This window comes from Microbispora sp. CA-102843 (assembly GCF_050936215.1).
Classification (GTDB): domain Bacteria; phylum Actinomycetota; class Actinomycetes; order Streptosporangiales; family Streptosporangiaceae; genus Microbispora.
The window spans coordinates 7,201,908-7,219,534 of sequence record NZ_JBNJNF010000001.1 but is presented as its reverse complement, the minus strand read 5'-3'; the positions used below and the strand labels follow the sequence as shown (position 1 = coordinate 7,219,534).

Here is a 17,627-nt window from a genome sequence, read left to right as displayed (position 1 = left end):
GATCATCCACCGAGCGCTGACAGGTGCCCTTCGACGATGGTCAGCGCCGCCGCGTCCGTGTCCGCGGTGATCGCCATCCGCTCGCGCGCGTACGCCCTGCCCTGGCCGTACGCCCGGTCGAACGCGTCGCCGCCGAGGGCGGCCCGGGAACGCGCCTCGACCCGGGCGACGTCCGGGTCGCCCGCGGCCGGAGCGCCGCGCAGGGCGGCGCCCACGCCCAGCAGCCACGCGGACCGCCCGGGATCCCCCTCCAGCAGCGCGACGCCGGCGACTCCCTCCGCGACCGCGGCGGTCATCCCGAAGCTGCGGCGGGTGCCGGGCATGGTGGTGAGGGCGCGGCGGTGCCACGCCAGCGCCTCGCCGGCCGACTCGGAGTTCTGCGCGGCCCAGCCGAGCGCGAGGTAGACGCGCGAGCGCGTCTCCTCGACGTTGAACCACGCGGTCGTGCACTCCGCCAGGGCCGCCTCGTACCGGCGCCGGGCCCCGGCCATGTCGCCGTCCAGCCTGGCGAGCTCGCCGAGCCCGAGGAGCGCCGCGGCGAGCACCTCCGGGGCGCCCGTGCGGCGGGACAGCGCGGCGGCGCGGTCGTAGTCGTCTTTCGCGGCGTCCACGCGTCCGGAGCGCATCCGTGCCCAGGCGCGCCGGCAGAGGGTCTCCGCGACGTCCGACGTCGCGCCGAGCCGCTCGGCCAGCTCAAGCGCCTCGTTCACCAGCGCCTCGACCTGTTCGTGGTCTCCCCGCCGGTCGGCGACGTCCGCCACCGCGGACAGGATGATCACCAGGACCCACAGGTCGCCGATGGAACGGGCCTCTCGGAGCGCTTCGGCGAGCTCCTGTTCCGCCTCCGCGAGCCGGCCGTCGAACATCTTCAGGTACGAGAGGCTGAAGCGGCTGAGCGTCCGCGTCCACGGGTCGCGCTTGAGCGCGTCGAACAGGCCCCCCATGTCGTGGAACTCCTCCCGCGGGGGCGGGCCGTTGATCAAGGCGTGCAGAACGAGGAGGAACGGCTGCCGGGGCGGCATGGGCAGGGTGTAGGTCCGCCGGGCGGCCTCGGCCACGCGGGTGTCCAGGCCGGGGCCGCTCATTCCGCCATAGCCTACGAGGCAGGCGCACACGATGTACTCCTCTTCCAGCCCCTCGGGCGGCGCGGAGCCGATCCCGAGCAGTTCGGCGGCCGGCCGGGCCGCCTCCCCACGCAGGCCGCGCAGGATCCAGTAGCCGGTCGTGGCCGACAGCAGCCGCAGCCCGCCCTCCGCGTCGCCTGCGCGGGCGGCCCGGCGCAGGGCGGCGGTGAGATTCTCGTGCTCGTCGTCCAGCCGGCGCAGCCACTCGATCTGGCGGGGGCCGCGCAGGTGCGGGTCGGCCGCGGCGGCCAGGTCCAGGAAGTACGCGAGGTGGGCCGCCCGCATGCGCTCGCCCTCGCCCGCCTCGGCCAGCCGTTCGGCGCAGAACGCCCGGATCGTCTCCAGCATCCGGTAGCGGTCGTCCACCACCTCGACGAGGGACTTGTCCACCAGGGAGGCGAGCACGCCGTCGGTGTCGGGCACGCCGCACACCCGCTCGGCCGCCTCCAGCGTCGCGCCGCCCGCGAAAACCGTCAGCCGCCGCGCGAGCGCGCGTTCCGGCTCGTCGAGCAGGTCCCAGCTCCACTCGACGACCGCGCGCAGCGTCCGGTGGCGCGGCTGCGCCGTACGGCTGCCGCGCGACAGCAGCGCGAAGCGGGGGGCGTCGCCCTCCGGGCCCATGTCAGCTGTACCGTCATCGGTTCCGAGACGCGCGGCGATCCGGGCCAGGGGCAGCGAGCGCAGCCGCGCGGCGGCCAGTTCGACGGCGAGCGGCAGCCCGTCCAGCGCCCGGCAGATCCGCAGCACGTGCTCGACGTCGCCGGGCGCGAGGACGAAGCCGGGCCGTACGGCGGCCGCCCGCTCGACGAACAGCCGCACGGCCGGATAGGCGAGCGCGTCCTCGACGGCGGGCTCGCTGCCGGGCGGCGGGACCCGCAGTGGGGGAACCGGGCACAGGCGCTCGCCGGTGATGCCGAGCGCCTCCCGGCCGGTGGCCAGCACGCGCAGGGCGGGGCACGCCGCGAGCAGCCGGTCGGCGAGCCAGGCCGCATCCTCCACGACGTGCTCGCAGTTGTCGAGCACCAGCAGCACCGGCCGCAGGGTCAGGGCGGCCACCAGGCGGGCGACGGGATCGGCGGTGCCGTGCCGAGTCCCGGGAGTGGGGATGGCCACGGCGGTCTCGCGCAGCCCGAGCGCGCCGAGCACGGCCTGCGGCACGTCGGCGCCGTCGGTGAGCGGGGCCAGTTCCACGAGGCAGACCTCGCCCGGCCACCGGTTGGCGGCCTCGATCGCCAGCCGGGTCTTCCCGGTGCCGCCCGGGCCGGTGAGCGTCACCAGCCGCGCCTCGGCGAGCAGCGCGCCGATGCGCTCCAGCTCGGCGGTGCGACCCACGAGCGAGGTGAGCGGGACCGGCCGCCCGCCGGGCGCGGCGGAGGCGGGAGCGAGGGCCGGATCGGAGCGCAGCACCGCGAGGTGGATCGCCGACAGTTCGGCCGAGGGGTCGGCGCCTAGCTCGTCGGCGAGGACCCGCCGGGCGTCGTCGTAGGCGGCCAGCGCTTCCGCCGGGCGGCCCGCCGCGTACAGAGCGCGCATGAGCTGCCCGCGCGAGCGCTCCCGCAGCGGGTGCGCGGCGGCCCGTTCCTGCAGCTCGGGCAGCAGGTCGCGGTGCCGTCCGAGGGTGAGGCCCGCCTCGGCGAGGTCCTCGGCCGCAGACAGGCGCAGCTCCTCCAGCCTGGTCGCCTGGGCGGGCGCGAACGGTGCGTCGGGCACGTCCGCGAGCGCCGGGCCGCGCCAGAGCGCGAGGGCCTGGTCGAGCAGGCCGGCGGCCCGGGCGGGGTCGCCCGCGTCGAGCGCCCGCCGCCCCTCGGCCGCCAGCCGTTCGAAGCGCGAGGCGTCCACGTCGTCCGGATCCACCGCCAGCCGGTAGCCGGCCGGTTCCCGCACGACCAGGTCGCCGAGGTGCTGGCGCAGCCGCGACACCTGGGCCTGCAGCGCGTTGGTCGCCCCGGACGGGGGCTCGGCACCGTACAGGCCGTCGATCAGGCGGTCGGTGGTGACGACCCGCCCCGCGTTGAGGAGCAGCAGGCCGAGCAGCGCCCGCAGCCCCGGCCCGCCGACGGGGACCGGGCGGTCGCCGTCGGGTCGTGCCTCCGTCGGGCCGAGAATGCCGAACCGCATGCCCATGATTGTCCCGCATCGTCCGGCCCGGCGCGGCGGCTCAGCGGCGGACGGCCTCCGCGATCGCCTTCAGCCGGGCCGCGGAGGCGAGGCCGCCGTGGTACCAGTGGATCTCTGCGGCGCCGGCCGCCGTGTAGGCCTCGGCCAGGAACGACAGCGCCGCGCCGTCCGCCGGGCGCGGCGGCAGGGCCAGTACGTACGCGCCCACGCGGGGGCCGAGCCGCCCCAGGGCGCGCAGCCCGGCCTCGTCCACCTCGGGGGCGTTCCAGCAGTTGCCGACGAGCAGGTCGACGTCCACCCCCTCGGGCACGGTCGCGAACGGGCCGGTCGCCCACGGGTCGGCGTTGGCGTGCAGGGCGATCTTCAGGTCCGGCCGCACCGCCCTGGCCTCGGCCAGCAGCAGGTCGCGCAGTTCGCCCGCGAGCCCCGTGCGCAGGTCGCGCATCGCGCCGGCCAGGTCGCCGAGCGCGTCCTCGACCGAGCCGGGCGCGCCGTCGACGCCCGCCCGCACCCGCGCGCGGACCTCGGCGACGTCCAGCCCGGCCGCCTCGTAGCGGCGTGCGCAGGCCGCGCAGAAGCACAGGGACAGCAGCGCGATCTGCGTGGGCGACCAGTCCGCGCCGTCGGTCTTCTCGTGGTGGCCGCCGTGGCGGAAGCCGAGCGCGCCGCACGCCTCCAGGATCAGCGCGTCGGGGTCGCCGGCCTCGACGACCTCGTGGACCAGCGTGCGGCAGTAGTCGCGCACGTCGGCCGCCGCCGGGCACAGCGCGTACGGGTAGAGCTCGCCGAAGGCGTTGGTGACGACCAGGCCGGGGTTGGCCGAGCCGAGCAGCGTGTTGTGGGTCAGCACGGTCCATGCCTGGACCGCCAGGCCCGCCGCGCGCAGGGCGTCCCTGGCCTCGCCGAACGGGTCGGCCGAATCCATCCACGACGGCGTGCCGGGCACCAGCCGGTTGCCCTTCCACGCCTCCTCGCGTACGGGGACGTAGCAGGCCGCGTGCCGCGCCTCGACCAGCCGGTGGGCCGGATGGGCGGGGGTCGCGGCGCGGGTGGTGTGGTAGGACGCGGCGAGCGCCACCGCGTCGACGCCGAGCGCCTTGAGGCGTGCGGCGGCGCCGGGGTCGCCGACGATGTCCCAGGGGTAGGCGTAGATGACGTTCACCAGCGTGGCCTCCGTGTGGAGAAGGACGGGTCGACGGTCCTCATGTACGTCGTGTCGTCGCGGGAGCGGACCCCGCACTTCTCATAGTGCTCGTTCATGACCGCGAGGGCGTCGCGGTCGAGTTCCACCCCGAGCCCCGGGCCGTCCGGCACCGGGACCGCGCCGTCCGTGAACCGCAGCGCGCCGGGGGCGACCACGTCCTGGCCGTCCTGCCAGGGGGTGTGGGTGTCGCAGGCGTGCGTGACCGCCGGGGTGGCGGCGGCCAGGTGGGTCATCGCGGCGAGGCTGATGCCGAGGTGGGAGTTGGAGTGCATGGACAGCTCGATGCCGAAGGTCTCGCACAGCGTGGCGATGTGCGCCGAGCGCACGAGACCGCCCCAGTAGTGGTGGTCGGTCAGCAGCACGCCGATCGCGTCGCGGCGGACGGCCTCGGGCAGGTGCTCGGGGGTGACGACGCACATGTTCGTGGCGAGCGGCATCGGCACCTCGGCGGCGACCCGCGCCATGCCCTCGATGCCCTCGGTCGGGTCCTCCAGGTATTCGAGCACGCCGTCGAGCTCGCGGCCCACCCTGATCGAGGTCTCCACGCTCCAGACGGCGTTGGGGTCGAGGCGCAGCGGATGCCCGGGGAAGGCCTCACGCAGCGCGCGGATCGCCTCGACCTCCTGCTCGGGCGGGAACACGCCGCCCTTGAGCTTGATCGAGCGGAAGCCGTACCGGCCGATCAGCAGGCGGGCCTGCTCGACCACCCCCTCGGGGTCGAGCGCGGCGCCGAAGCCGTCCTCCGCCGCTCCCGGATGGCCCGCCCACTTGTAGAACAGGTACGCGCTGTACGGCACGGCGTCGCGCACCCTGCCGCCGAGCAGGTCCACGACGGGCCGGCCCACCGCCTTGCCGCGGATGTCCAGGCAGGCGACCTCGAAGGGGGAGAAGATCCGGTCGACGGTCTTGGCCCGGGAGGAGGTGCCGGTCAGTCCGTGCAGGTCGGTGACGACGTCGGCCCCGACGAGGCCGGCCACGGTGGCGTACATCGCGTTGTGGCCGTAGACGTCGTGGCCGATCAGCGCCTCGGCGGCGGCCCGCACCCGCACGAGGTGGTCGAGGTCGCCGTAGGTCTCCCCGAGGCCGGTCAGGCCCTCGTCGGTGACGACCTCGACGATCGTGCGCAGCGCCCACGGCTCGTGGACGCCGGCGGCGTTGAGCAGCGGCGGGTCGCGGAAGGCGACCGGCGTGACGTCGATCTCGCGAATCCTCATCCGGCGATGTCCAGTCCGGTCGCGATCAGCTTCTCCAGGCGGGCGACGTGCTCGGGGGCCGCGTCGACCAGCGGCGGCCGCACCCGGCCCACGTCGAGGCCGCGCAGGGCGACGCCCGCCTTGACGAGCGAGACGGCGTAGCCGGGCACGAGGTCGCGCAGCTCGACCAGCGGGCGGTAGAAGCCGGCGAGCAGGCGCCGGACGAGGTCGTCGTCCCCGGCGGTCACCGCCTTGTGGAAGGCCAGCGCCACCTCGGGGAGGAAGCAGAACACGGCGGAGGAATACAGGCTCACGCCGATCCCGCGGTAGGCGGGCACGGTCATCTCGGCCGTCGGCAGCCCGTTGAAGAACGTGAAGTCGCGGTCGGTCGCCTCCCTGACGGCGAGGACGATCCGCTGCATGGCGTCGACGTCGCCGAGGCCGTCCTTGAATCCGACGACGTTGGGGATCTCGGTCAGCGCCGCCGCGGCGGCGGCCGTGAAGCGGGCGTTGCCCCGCTGGTAGACGATGATTGGCAGGTCGGTGGACGCCGCGACCTCGCGGACGTAGCGCACCAGCCCGTCGGCGGGCGCGCTGACCAGGTAGGGCGGCAGCAGCAGCAGGCCGTCCGCGCCCGCCTCGGCGGCCCTGTGCGCGCACTCGCGGGCGAACGGGAGCGAGCCGCCGGCGCCGGACAGGACGGGGACCCGCCCGCCCGCCGACTCGACGGCGATCCGCACCACCCGCGCGTACTCGTCGATGCCCAGCGCGTTGAACTCGCCGGTGCCGCAGGCGGCGAACACCCCGCCCGCGCCCTCGGTCACCCCTCGGATCACGTGTTTGGCCAGCACGTCCTCGGCCAGCTCACCGTCCGAGCCGAACGGTGTGACCGGAAAGAAGAGAACGCCGTCGAGCTGCATCCGCCCACTCCCTTGCATGTCCACATACATGGACAAAGTTCTTCAATATGTCCACGAAGCTAGCCGGGTGATCTCACGAAAGTCAACCGGGTCAGCCTTTGACCGCGTCGCTGGTCAGCCCGCGCATGAACTGGCGCTGGAAGGCCAGGAACGCGATGATCGAAGGCAGGAGGGCCAGCAGGGACGCCGCGAGCAGCACCCCGATGCCTGCCTCCTCGTCCGACCGCAGTGAGCGCAGCGCGATCGGCAGGGTCCACTGGCCGGGCTCGGTGGCCACGATCAGCGGCAGCAGATACTGGTCCCAGATCATCGTGAAGCCGAACACGCCGATGACGCCGAGCGCGGGACGGCACAGCGGCAGGATGATCGTGAGGAAGGTGCGCAGCTCGCCCGCGCCGTCCAGGCGGGCCGCCTCCTCCAGTTCGACCGGCACCTCCTTCATGAACTCGGTCATGACGAGGATCGAGAACCCCCAGGCGCCGACCGGCAGGATCATCCCCGCGTACGTGCCGATCAGGTCGGCGTGGAAGGGCGGGACGTCGGCGAGCACCACCGACAGCGGGATGGCGATCACCTCTTCCGGCAGCATCATGGTCGCCAGGATCAGCAGCATCACGACCGCCATGCCCCGGAACCTCCTGCGGGCCAGCGCGTACGCCGCGAACACGCTGACCGTCATCTGGAGCAGCAGCCCGAACCCGACCACGACGAAGGAGTTCAGCAGGTAGCGATAGACGCCCTGTCGGCCCGCCTGGACGAAGTTGTCCAGCGTGAAGCCGTCCGGGAGCAGCGTGAAGCCGGTCGGGTCGAGCGTCCGGCCGAACGCGCTGACCAGCAGCCCCAGCAGCGGCCCGGTGAAGACGAGCACCATGCCCGCGTAGAGCACGATCTTGAGCAGCGTCGCGAGCGGCCCGCGCCTGGCCTCCAGCCCGAGCGCGCTGTCGAACCGGCTCATCCCGTCTCCCTTCCGCGCAGCAGCCGGACCAGGACGGTCAGCAGCAGCGTCGCCGCGAACAGCACGATCGAGCCGGCGGCGGCCACGCCCAGCTCGCCGCGCTGCAGTCCGAGCTTGTAGACGAGCGTCATCAGCACCTCGCTGGACCCGTCGGGCCCGCCGTTGGTGAGGACGTAGACCTCGACGAACACCCGCAGGCCCCGGATGGCCGCCAGGGTGAACAGGATCCAGAACACCGGGCGCAGCGCCGGGAGCGTCACGTGCCGCAGGCGCCGCCAGGTGGAGGCGCCGTCCACCGCGGCCGCCTCGTACAGCGCCCGGTCCACGCCGGCCAGGCCCGCCAGGAAGATCATCATGTCGTACGGCGCGCCGCGCCAGACGCCCATGCCCATGACCGACAGCAACGAGGAGTGCTCGCTCGCCAGGAACGGCTGCGGGGCGAGGCCGAGCCATCCGGCGAGCGTGTTGAGCGGGCCGTCCGCGCCCGGGTGCCGGGATGAACTTGAAATACAGGAACAGCAGCAACGCGGGGGACAGGAACAGCCACGGGATCCACGCCCCGCGCCGCCGGCTGCGGGCGGCCGTCATGCGGCGGCGTTCTGGTTCTTCAGCTCGCGCGCGAACGTCTCCGCCAGGCGGTTCATCGCGGTCGCGGTGTCCGCCGAGCAGTCGGCCCACAGTGCGTTGAACGCGTCGGCCGCCGCCTGCCGGAACGGCGTCCAGTTGGGCGCCGGCGGGCTGTATTTCGCGTCCTTGTACGCGTCCTGGAAGACCTGCCAGCCGGGGGCCACCGCCGCCCGGTCCACCTCGCGGATCCAGCCTTGCGTACGCATGGTGCAGAGCTGGGCCGTGTCGTTGATGACGATGTCGGGCAGGCTCCGGCGGGCCGCCTGCTGCTGCAGCTTGGTCTCGAAGTCGTCGAGCAGCGCGACCACCTTGGCCGGCACGCCGGTCGCCTTCGTGAAGGCCGCGGCGAGCTTCTGGGCGGTCCTGTCCGAGTCGGACCCGGGCGTCTGGCGGATCCAGATCTCCAGTGGGTCGTCGCCGGAGCCCGAGGCTCCGGACCCGCAGGCCGCCAGCGGCACGGCGAGCGCCAGGGCGACCGCGGCCGTGCGTAACTGACCGAGTAGATGACGCCGACCGAGTAGATGACGCGGCATACGCCCGCCTCCAGATTCACATACCCGACTGTTCACATTTCTGAATCGGCTCCGCAATTGCGTCCACTTGTTAGCAAGACCGTAGAAATTGGCAACAGTTGCGTCAAGGAGCGATCTCGGGTCAGATATGTGAATCATGCCCGTAGTTGTGAACATTTGGGAGTTGCTGCGAGACTGGCGGCGTTCGGCATTGACACGGTCCGTACGTCGCGCGGACGATCATGGAGCGCCGCGCGCCGGCGCGGGCACCGGATCCCCATCACCGGTGCCGCGCTTCACTGCAGGGCCGATCCGACAGGAGGCACATGCGAATTCTCATGACCGGCGCGGCGGGCGGCGTCGGCACCCTGCTGCGACCCCGGCTGGCCAGGGAGGGGCGCGTGCTGCGCCTGCTCGACGTCGTCCCGGTGGAGGCGGGGCCGGGCGAGGAGGCGGTGACCGCCGACATCACCGACCCCGAGGCGATGGACGCGGCGATGGACGGCGTGGACGCGGTGCTGCACCTGGGCGGCCACAGCGTCGAACAGCCGTGGGCGGACATCCTGCAGGTCAACATCCACGGCACCTACGTGGTGCTGGAGGCCGCGAGGCGGGCCGGAGTGCGCCACGTCGTGCTGGCCAGCAGCAACCACGCGGTCGGGTTCTTCCCGCGCAGTGCCGCTGAGGCCCCCGACTACCTGTTCCCGCGCCCGGACACCTTCTACGGCGTGAGCAAGGTGACCAAGGAGGCGCTCGGCTCGCTCTACCACGACCGGTACGGCATGCAGGTGACCTGCCTGCGCATCGGCTCGTGCTACGAGCAGCCCAAGGACGTGCGCATGCTGTCGACCTGGCTGTCCCCGGACGACTGCGCCCGGCTGGCCGAGGCGTCGCTGGCGGCCGACGGCTTCCACGTGGTGTGGGGCGTGTCGGCCAACACGCGCCGCTGGTGGTCGCTGGAGGAGGGCGGGGCCATCGGCTACGAGCCCAAGGACGACTCGGAGGTCTACGCCGAGAAGCTGATCGCCGAGCACGGCGAGCCCGATCTCGGCGAGCTGCCGCACTCGCTGGTCGGCGGGGGGTTCTGCGGCCCCCGCTACGACGTCGACAACCTCACGGCTGGGGGATGAGGTGACCGACCAGGTGAACCATGCCGTCCAGGGGGCGGTCGAGCGGGCCGCCGCGGCGGGCGAGGCGTGGCGGGCGACGTCCCCGGCCGGGCGCGCCGCCGTGCTCGAAGGCGTCGCCGACGCCCTGCTCAAGCACGCCGAGGAGCTGTGGCCTGTCGCCGCGGAGGAGACCCGGCTGCCGGAGGCGCGGCTGCGCGGCGAGATCGCCCGTACGGCCGCGCAGTTCCGGCTGTTCGCCGACGTCCTGCGGGACGGCGGGTGGGTCGAGGCGGTGATCGACCACCCCGACCCCGGCGCCACCCCGCCGCGTCCCGACGTGCGCCGGATGAACCACCCGCTCGGCGTCGTGGCCGTCTTCGCGGCCAGCAACTTCCCCTTCGCGTTCTCGGTGGCGGGCGGCGACACGGTGTCGGCGCTCGCGGCCGGCTGCCCGGTCGTGGTCAAGGCCCACGAGGGGCATCCCCGCACCTCCGACCTGACCGCCTCCGTCGTACGGCAGGCCCTGCCCGACCCCGACCTGCTCGGGCTCGTGCACGGGTTCGAGGCGGGGGCCCCGCTGGTGAAGCACCCGCTCGTCACGGCGGTCGGCTTCACCGGCTCGCTCGCGGGCGGTAAGGCGATCCAGAGGCTGATCGACGAGCGGCCCGATCCCATCCCGTTCTACGGCGAGCTGGGCAGCGTCAACCCGGTCGTCGTGCTGCCCTCGGCCGACGCCGCCGAGGTGGCCTCCGGGTTCGCGGCCTCGCTGACGCTGGGCGTGGGACAGTTCTGCACCAACCCCGGCCTGGTGTTCGTCCCGGCCGAAGGAGGGTTCGAGCAGGCCGTCGCCGAAGCGGTGGCCGCCACCACCGGCGGGCCCATGCTGACCGCCAAGATCCGCGAGGGCTACCTGCGGGCGTCCGGCCGGCTGGCCGAGCGGCTCACGGTGCTGGCCGGCGGCGGCGCGGTGGACGGCATCACCCCGCAGGTCTTCGCCGCCGACCTGGAGGTGTTCGCGGACGGGCTGCCCGAGCTGGGGGAGGAGTGCTTCGGCCCGTCGGCGATCGTCGTCCGCTATCGCGACCCCGCCGACCTGCCCGCCGTGCTGCGCCGGCTGCCCGGGTCGCTGACCGCGACCGTCCACGCGGCCGGGGCTGAGGAGGCCCGCGACCTCGTGCCGGTCCTGCGCCGGCTGGCCGGGCGGCTCATCTGGAACGGCTGGCCCACGGGCGTCGCCGTCTGCTGGGCGATGCACCACGGCGGCCCCTGGCCCGCCTCCACGGCCCCGGCGCAGACCTCCGTCGGTGCGGCCTCGATCAGGCGCTGGACGACTCCGGTGGCGTACCAGGACTGGCCGCACGATCTGCTGCCGCCGGAGTTGCGTGACGACAACCCCCTCGGCGTGCCGCAGCGTGTAGACGGCCGCCCGCGCGTCTGACGCCGCCGCGCTCGTTTCCGCGCCGCTCCCGTTCTGGGGGAGCGGCGCGGATCGCTATTCGGGATCGAGCCCGAGGAGCCGGGCGACCAGGGAGACCTGCTCGGCGTAGTGCCGGACGAACTCGGGGGAGCGGGGATCGGCTCCGCAGACGCCTTCGACGACGTGCGGCAGTGTGACGGTCGCCATCGCGGCGGCCATCAGCATGATGCTCAGGCAGGCCGGGTCCACCTCGTCCGGCAGCCGGCCCGCCGCCTGCCGGGCGTGGACCTCGTCCACGTAGCCCCGTAGCCGCTCGGAACGCGGCGCCTGGTCGGGATCGGTGCGCGGCCCCCCGTACTCCAGGCCGCTCCACGCGAGCAACCGGACACCGTCCGGGTTGTTCAACGCCTCAAGCGCGTACCGGCGGATCTGCTCGGGCAGCGGCGTGCCGGGCGACACCAGCTCGCTCTGGCGCTGCCGCCAGCGTTCCCCGAGGGCCCGGTAGAGGCCTTCCTTGCCGTCGAAGTAATACGAGATCAGCTGCTGGTTGACGCCGGCCCTGGCGGCGATCGCGCTGAGCCGGGCACCGGCGTAGCCGTGCGCGGCGAACTCGGCCGTCGCCGCGTCCAGGATGAGCCCGCGGGTGCGCTCCGGGTCGCGCCGGCGTTCCTGGGGCTTGGGAGACCGGCGGGGCTTCGGCGTGGACATGATCCAATCGTAGCCCTGACAGTCACACCCGTCCGGTCAACACAATCAATCAACTGGTTGACACAATTTTATGAGCGATTGATTATCGAGGAGTGTGACGGGCCCCGTCGCGGACGCGTTCGAGGTGCCGCCGCGTTCGGCGGCACAGAAGGGAGTGCCGGGACGATGACCGGACCGTACGACCGCAGGACCGCCGTCCTCATCGTGGGAGGAGGCATCACCGGCCTGTCCGCCGCGCTCTTCCTCACGCGTCTCGGTGTCCGCCCGATCCTGGTCGAACGGCATCCGTCCACGGCGATCACGCCTCAGGCGCGCGCGTTCAACCCGCGCTCGATGGAGATCTACCGTGCCCTCGGGCTGGAGGAGGAGATCCGCGGGCGTCAGTCGATCCTGGCCGGGCTTCCGGAGATGATCGGCGCGGACACGCTGGCCGGCCGGGAGCGTTTCCGCGTGGACCTGCTCGCGCACGTCCGGCCGCCGGCGACGGTCAGTCCTACCGACTGGGCGATGATCGATCAGGACGAGCTGGAACGTATCGTGCGCAGCCATGCCGAAAGCGGCGGCGCGGACATCTGGTTCGGCACCGAACTGGTCTCCCTCGACTGCGACGCCGACGGCGTGACGGCCGTCGTCCGCGACCTCGGCGCCGGCGCCGAACGCCGTATCCGCGCCGATTACCTGGTCGCCGCCGACGGTCACCGCGCGGGCATACGCGGCCGGCTCGGCATCGGTGTGGACCAGCCGGGACCCGTGACCCACGTGGCGTATTTCGTCTTCGACGCCGACCTCACCGCCGCGTTGCGCGGGCGCCGGTTCCTGCTGGCCTACCTCGACCGGCCGGCGACCGGCACCGTCCTGGTGCCGCTGCGGACTCCCGGGCGGTGGATGCTCGCGGTGCCCTACCACCCGGAGCCGGGCGAGACACCCGGCGACTTCTCCGAGCAGCGCTGCGCCGCGCTGGCCCGCCTCGCGACAGGGGTGGCGGACCTCGACCTCACTCTCGTGCCCCCCGTGCCCGGATGGCCGCGGAAGGTCTCCCACAGCACGGTCGGCGGGTGGGTCGCCCACCGATACCGTGCCGGGCGGGTGTTCTTCGCCGGCGACGCGGCCCACGTCGTGCCGCCTGCCGGGTCCTACGGCGCGAACACCGGCATCGCCGACGCGCACAACCTGGCATGGAAACTCGCCGCCGTGATCGCCGGCCGGGCGGGGGAGACGTTGCTGGACACCTACGAGCAGGAGCGCCGCCCGGTCGCGCGGCTGACGCTCGAGACCGCGATGCGGCACCTCACCGGCCGGCATGGCGGCACGGGTAAGGACGTCACCGCGATCGACGACCTGAGCATGATCTTCGGATACCGGTACGACTCCGCGGCGGTCTGCGCTCGGACGCCCGGTCCGGACACGCCGGTCGAGGACCCGCGCGCTCCCAGCGGGCGTCCCGGCCTGCGCGCGCCGCACGTGTGGCTGGAGCGGGAGGGGACGAGGCTGTCCACGCTCGACCTGTTCACCGGCGCGTTCACTCTGCTGATCGGCCCGGACGGGGCGGAATGGGCCGCGGCGGCCCCGGGGCACGCCTGGCTGGACGTCCATCGGATCGGCGCCGGCCTGCGCGATCCCGAGGACCGGTTCTGCGGCGCGTACGGCATCACGAGGACCGGCGCGATCCTCGTCCGGCCCGACGGATTCGTCGGCTGGCGCGCACGCGACCTGCCCCCGCAGCCGGGACATCGGCTGGATAGGGCACTGGCCCGCCTGCTCGCTCTGGACGCCCGCCCGAGGTGACAGGCCGCGCGTCTCGATAGCCTGGACGCCCAGGTGCGAGAATCGGGGGTCTCGCCGTGGTCGACGTGGTGGACCGTTATTTCAGCGCGTACAACGCCCACGATCTGGACGCGATCATGGGGTGCTTCTGCGCCAAGCCCGTCGCGGTAGGGCCCGGCGGCCCGGCGGAGGGCCGCTCGGAGGTGGCGTCCTATCACACCGCCATCTGGCAGGCGTTCCCCGACGTGCACGTCACGGTGTTGCAGAAGGTCGTGGACGGCGAGGCCACGGCGGTCACCGCGGTGGGGACCGGCAGGCACACCGGGCCGTTCCCGCTCACCACGGGCGACGTGCTCCCGGGCACCGGGCGGTACGTCAGCGTGCGGTGCTGCTGGTTCTTCGCCGCGCAGGACGGCCTGATCGTCAACCAGCAGGTCTTCTACGACCAGCTGGAGCTGTATCTCCAGCTCGGGCTGCCGCTGTCCCGCCTCGGCCCGGCGACATGAGGGTGCGCGCGGCCCCTCCGGCTCCACAGGGGCCGCGCGCCGGCCGTCAGTGGATCTCGCCGGCTCCGGCGTGCCGGGAGACCTCCCTGCGCACCGTTTCCGCGGGGTCGATCCCCGTGTGCAGGGTCGGCGTCCAGCCCGCGTCGGCGCCGAGGTCGGGGTCGTACTTCGCGTTGTAGGCGGCGACCAGGTCGATGGGCTGCTCCTTGCCGCCGACCCGCAGCAGGTTGCCCTTGGCCGTCAGCGTCGTGCCGCCCCAGTTGTAGAGCAGGTCGGCCGGATCCACGCTCCGGCTCAGCCGGAAGTAGTTGTTCTCGGCGTAGATCTGGGACTCCACGCCCACACCCAGCGCGTACTCGAAGGGCTCGGCGTCGGGCACCTGGTAGTAGTTGTTGTAGACGTGCACCTTCCCGAACCGCACGCGGGGCAGCCGCTGCAGGTTGCCGGAGAACTCGTTGTGGTGCACGGTGACGCTGAGCTTGCCCCGGTCGTTGGCGGGGTTGTTGGTCGAGCCGATCAGCATCGTCTTGTCATGGTCGGAGAACTTGTTCCACGACACGGTCACGAAGTCGGACGCGTTGGTGATGTCCGCCTGCCCGTCGTGCACCTGATAGGGCCGGCCGAAGTAGACCGGCTGGTTCGAGTCGGGGTTGTCCGCGTCGGTGAACGAGTTGTGGTCGATCCAGACGTGGGTCGAGCCGGTGACCGAGATGTTGTCGTAGAGGGAGTTCCAGTTGCCCTCGGCGCCGTCGGTGGGGTCCCACTGGGGGAAGCAGTCGGCCGAGTCCTCGAACCGGATGTTGCGGATGATGACGTTGTCGGCCTTGTCCACGTGCAGGTTGACGTGCCGGATGGTCGCTCCCGGCAGGCCCACGATCGTGGTGTTGGACGGCACCTTGAGCTTGATGTACTTCGTCTGCGCCGCGGCGGAGGCCGCCCGCGCGTCCTCCATCGGCCCGGACGGCTCGGTGTCGCGGCCCCACACCGCCGGGTCGTACGCCGCGAGGTAGCCGGCCAGCGTGTAGCCGCCGGTGGCGAAGTCCGCGCAGCTCTTGTCGACGTCGATGACGCCCTTGACGTAGATGACGCGGGGGCCGGGGGAGGCGAGGGCCGCGGCCAGGCCCGCGCGGTCGGTGACCACGTGGATGTTCGACGCGGGGGCCGCCGCGCCGCCGGTGGTGCCGGTGCCGGCCGAGGCCCAGCCGTCGTTGGCGGGCAGCGTCTGCCGCCCGAGATCGGCGGGCTTCCCGGCCGGCGGGGTGGCCGCCCCGGCGGGGCCCGCTCCCAGCACGGGGACGGCGGCCGTGATCGCGAGGGCGGCCGACAGGAGTAAGGATCTTCCGGGCATGACTGTCTCCGTTCCGCGGTCGCTTCCCAGAAAACTCGTCGCCCGGCGCTCAGGCCGGGTTGGGCGACCGCTCCAGTTCTTCGAGAAGGGCGAGACCGCGGTCGATCAGCGCGGCGAGCCTGTCGAGGTGCTCGGGGCTGGGATCGGACAGCGGCCGGCGGACGGGTCCCACGTCCAGACCACGCAGGCGCACACCCGCCTTGATGAGCGAGACGGCGTACCCCGGGCCCTCGCGCCGGAGGTCGACCAGGGGGCGGTAGAACCCCTCGATCAGACGGTTCGCGACGTCGTCGCGGCCGTCCCGCAGCGCCCGGTAGCAGGCGAGGGCGAGGTCGGGGAGGAAACAGAAGACGGCGGAGGAGTAGCGGACCACTCCGAGGTCCCGGTAGCCGAGCTGGGACAGCTCCGCCGTCGGCAGGCCGTTGAAGTAGAGCATTCCGGGCGGGGCGGCCTCGATGATCCGGCGCATGAGGCCGAGGTCGCCGTGGCCGTCCTTGAGCCCGATGACGCCCGGGTGCTCCGCGAGCGCCGCGACCGTCTCCGGCTCGAAGACGGCGTTGTCCCGCTGGTAGAGGATGATCGGCAGCCGGGCGGCGTCGGCGATCGCCTCGTAGTGGCGGCGCAGGCCGTCCTGGCCCGCCTGCACGAGGTAGGGCGGCAGCGCGAGCAGGGCCGAGGCCCCGCCGTCCTCGGCCGCCCTGGCGAACTCCAGGGCCATCGCGGTGCCGTAGCCGGTCCCGGCGACCACAGGGACGCGCCCGGCCGCCTCCTCGACCGCCGCGGCCACGCAGGCGGCGTATTCGCGCAGGCTGAGCGAGGGGAACTCGCCGGTGCCGCAGCAGGCGAAAACGGCGCCGCACCCCGCCTCGACGCCCTGCCGCACGTGCCGGCGGAACACCTCGAGGTCGAGCCGCTCCTCCTCGTCGCACGGCGTGACCGGGAAGAACAGCAGGCCGTCGAACGTCACCGGCTTCCTCCGTCATCCTTCTGAGCCGTCATCATCCAGCTGGATCTGACATCCATCTGAACTTGATTCATATTCGTGAACACCCGGACCGTACGGTGCGAGGCGTCGCGCGGTCAAGACGCGAACCCCAAGAGGGCGAATGTTTCGAATAGGACACGGCTTCTTGACAGGACCGAGGCCCGAACATCACCGTTGATCCGTCCACGTTTGTGAACTACGTTCAGGAATATGTCTTGAACATGGTTCGGGAAAAGTCACAGAGGAGATGCGCCGGTGACGACGATGCGCCGCAGGGCCGTGCCGTACCTGCTGATCTCACCGACGGTCGCGCTCATCGCCGCGTTTCTCGTCTACCCGATCGCCAGCGTCGCGTACTACAGCCTGCAGCACCGCAACCTCACCCGGCCATGGGCGGACGGCTTCGCCGGCCTGGACAACTTCCGGCGGATGCTGTTCGAGGACGAGGTCTTCTGGCACAGCCTGGGCTTCACCGCCAAATGGGTGGTCGTCGAGATCGGCCTCCAGCTGATCCTCGGGCTGGCCCTGGCCCTGATCGTCAATGAAAGTTTCATCGGCAGGGGGCTCGCCCGGTCGCTCGTCTTCTCCCCCTGGGCCGTCTCCGGGGTGCTGACGACGGGCATCTGGATCCTGCTCTACACGCCGAGCACCGGGGTGCTGCGCTTCCTCGGGCAGCCCGAGGCGGCGGTCCTCGGCAACCCCGACACGGTCTTCCCCGCCGTGGTGGTGACCGAGTTGTGGCGCGGCGTGCCGTTCTTCGCGATCCTCCTGCTCGCCGGCCTGCAGGGCATCCCGGGCGAGCTCTACGAGGCGGCCGCGGTGGACGGCGCCGGGCGGATCAGGCGCTTCCTCCACGTCACGCTGCCGCATCTGCGGGACGCGATCGTGCTGGCCACGCTGCTGCGCGGGGTCTGGGAGTTCAACAACGTCGACCTGCTCTACACGCTCACCGGCGGCGGCCCGGCGCAGGTCACGACCACGCTGCCGCTGTACGTCGCGCAGCGGGCCGTCGACTCCAAGGACTTCGGGTACGGCTCGGCGCTGACGATGGCGGGCTTCGTGATCCTGCTGTTCTGCTCCCTCCTCTACCTCCGGCTCAGCCGGTTCGGCGAGGAACGATGAAGAGGCGAGGGGTTT

At 72.7% G+C, this 17,627-nt stretch carries 15 protein-coding genes; 5 read left to right on the top strand and 10 right to left on the bottom strand.

The window, feature by feature from the left end; all coding sequences use genetic code 11:
- Positions 1-2: 2 nt before the first annotated feature.
- The 7 genes from ACQEVJ_RS33405 to ACQEVJ_RS33375 all read right to left on the bottom strand — a co-directional run bounded on the left by ACQEVJ_RS33405 (position 3) and on the right by ACQEVJ_RS33375 (position 8,674).
- Positions 3-3,242, bottom strand: coding sequence for a BTAD domain-containing putative transcriptional regulator (locus ACQEVJ_RS33405; RefSeq protein ID WP_433108040.1), 3,240 nt, complete (start codon positions 3,240-3,242; stop codon positions 3-5).
- A gap of 40 nt (positions 3,243-3,282) precedes the next feature.
- The gene (locus tag ACQEVJ_RS33400; RefSeq protein WP_433108038.1) at positions 3,283-4,404 is read right to left on the bottom strand and encodes a hypothetical protein; all 1,122 of its coding nucleotides are present in this window, start codon (positions 4,402-4,404) and stop codon (positions 3,283-3,285) included.
- Positions 4,401-5,660, bottom strand: coding sequence for a glucarate dehydratase family protein (locus ACQEVJ_RS33395; RefSeq protein ID WP_433108036.1), 1,260 nt, complete (start codon positions 5,658-5,660; stop codon positions 4,401-4,403). The genes ACQEVJ_RS33400 and ACQEVJ_RS33395 overlap by 4 nt, the downstream gene beginning before the upstream one ends.
- Positions 5,657-6,559 (bottom strand): 5-dehydro-4-deoxyglucarate dehydratase, encoded by a 903-nt coding sequence (locus ACQEVJ_RS33390; protein ID WP_433108034.1) that lies wholly within the window; start codon positions 6,557-6,559, stop codon positions 5,657-5,659. The genes ACQEVJ_RS33395 and ACQEVJ_RS33390 overlap by 4 nt, the downstream gene beginning before the upstream one ends.
- A gap of 91 nt (positions 6,560-6,650) precedes the next feature.
- On the bottom strand, positions 6,651-7,514 hold the full coding sequence (locus tag ACQEVJ_RS33385; RefSeq protein WP_433108032.1) for a carbohydrate ABC transporter permease: 864 nt from the start codon (positions 7,512-7,514) through the stop codon (positions 6,651-6,653).
- Positions 7,511-7,939: a carbohydrate ABC transporter permease gene (locus ACQEVJ_RS33380; RefSeq protein WP_433113120.1), complete on the bottom strand. Its 429-nt coding sequence runs from the start codon at positions 7,937-7,939 to the stop codon at positions 7,511-7,513. The genes ACQEVJ_RS33385 and ACQEVJ_RS33380 overlap by 4 nt, the downstream gene beginning before the upstream one ends.
- Positions 7,940-8,098: 159 nt before the next feature.
- Positions 8,099-8,674 (bottom strand): hypothetical protein, encoded by a 576-nt coding sequence (locus ACQEVJ_RS33375; RefSeq protein ID WP_433108030.1) that lies wholly within the window; start codon positions 8,672-8,674, stop codon positions 8,099-8,101.
- 305 nt (positions 8,675-8,979) lie between these two features.
- Between ACQEVJ_RS33375 and ACQEVJ_RS33370 the strand changes: the two genes are divergently transcribed.
- Positions 8,980-9,783, top strand: a complete 804-nt coding sequence (locus ACQEVJ_RS33370; protein WP_433108028.1) for an NAD-dependent epimerase/dehydratase family protein — start codon at positions 8,980-8,982, stop codon at positions 9,781-9,783.
- A gap of 1 nt (position 9,784) precedes the next feature.
- Entirely contained in the window at positions 9,785-11,200 is a 1,416-nt protein-coding gene (locus ACQEVJ_RS33365) for an aldehyde dehydrogenase (NADP(+)) (RefSeq protein WP_433108026.1), read from the top strand.
- Positions 11,201-11,254: 54 nt separating this feature from the next.
- Here the strand turns inward: ACQEVJ_RS33365 and ACQEVJ_RS33360 are convergent, their stop codons facing one another.
- Positions 11,255-11,887, bottom strand: coding sequence for a TetR/AcrR family transcriptional regulator (locus ACQEVJ_RS33360; protein ID WP_433108024.1), 633 nt, complete (start codon positions 11,885-11,887; stop codon positions 11,255-11,257).
- A 165-nt stretch (positions 11,888-12,052) separates the two neighbouring features.
- On the opposite strand from ACQEVJ_RS33360, the gene ACQEVJ_RS33355 reads away from it, so the two are divergent.
- Positions 12,053-13,672: an FAD-dependent oxidoreductase gene (locus tag ACQEVJ_RS33355; protein ID WP_433108022.1), complete on the top strand. Its 1,620-nt coding sequence runs from the start codon at positions 12,053-12,055 to the stop codon at positions 13,670-13,672.
- A 56-nt stretch (positions 13,673-13,728) separates the two neighbouring features.
- Complete coding sequence (locus ACQEVJ_RS33350; RefSeq protein ID WP_433108020.1) at positions 13,729-14,157, top strand: ester cyclase; 429 nt, start codon at positions 13,729-13,731, stop codon at positions 14,155-14,157.
- A 46-nt stretch (positions 14,158-14,203) separates the two neighbouring features.
- Here the strand turns inward: ACQEVJ_RS33350 and ACQEVJ_RS33345 are convergent, their stop codons facing one another.
- Positions 14,204-15,505: a pectate lyase family protein gene (locus ACQEVJ_RS33345; RefSeq protein WP_433108018.1), complete on the bottom strand. Its 1,302-nt coding sequence runs from the start codon at positions 15,503-15,505 to the stop codon at positions 14,204-14,206.
- Between the two features lie 49 nt (positions 15,506-15,554).
- Complete coding sequence (locus tag ACQEVJ_RS33340; RefSeq protein ID WP_433108016.1) at positions 15,555-16,472, bottom strand: 5-dehydro-4-deoxyglucarate dehydratase; 918 nt, start codon at positions 16,470-16,472, stop codon at positions 15,555-15,557.
- A gap of 282 nt (positions 16,473-16,754) precedes the next feature.
- Between ACQEVJ_RS33340 and ACQEVJ_RS33335 the strand changes: the two genes are divergently transcribed.
- Entirely contained in the window at positions 16,755-17,612 is an 858-nt protein-coding gene (locus tag ACQEVJ_RS33335; RefSeq protein ID WP_433113117.1) for a carbohydrate ABC transporter permease, read from the top strand.
- Positions 17,613-17,627 lie beyond the last annotated feature (15 nt).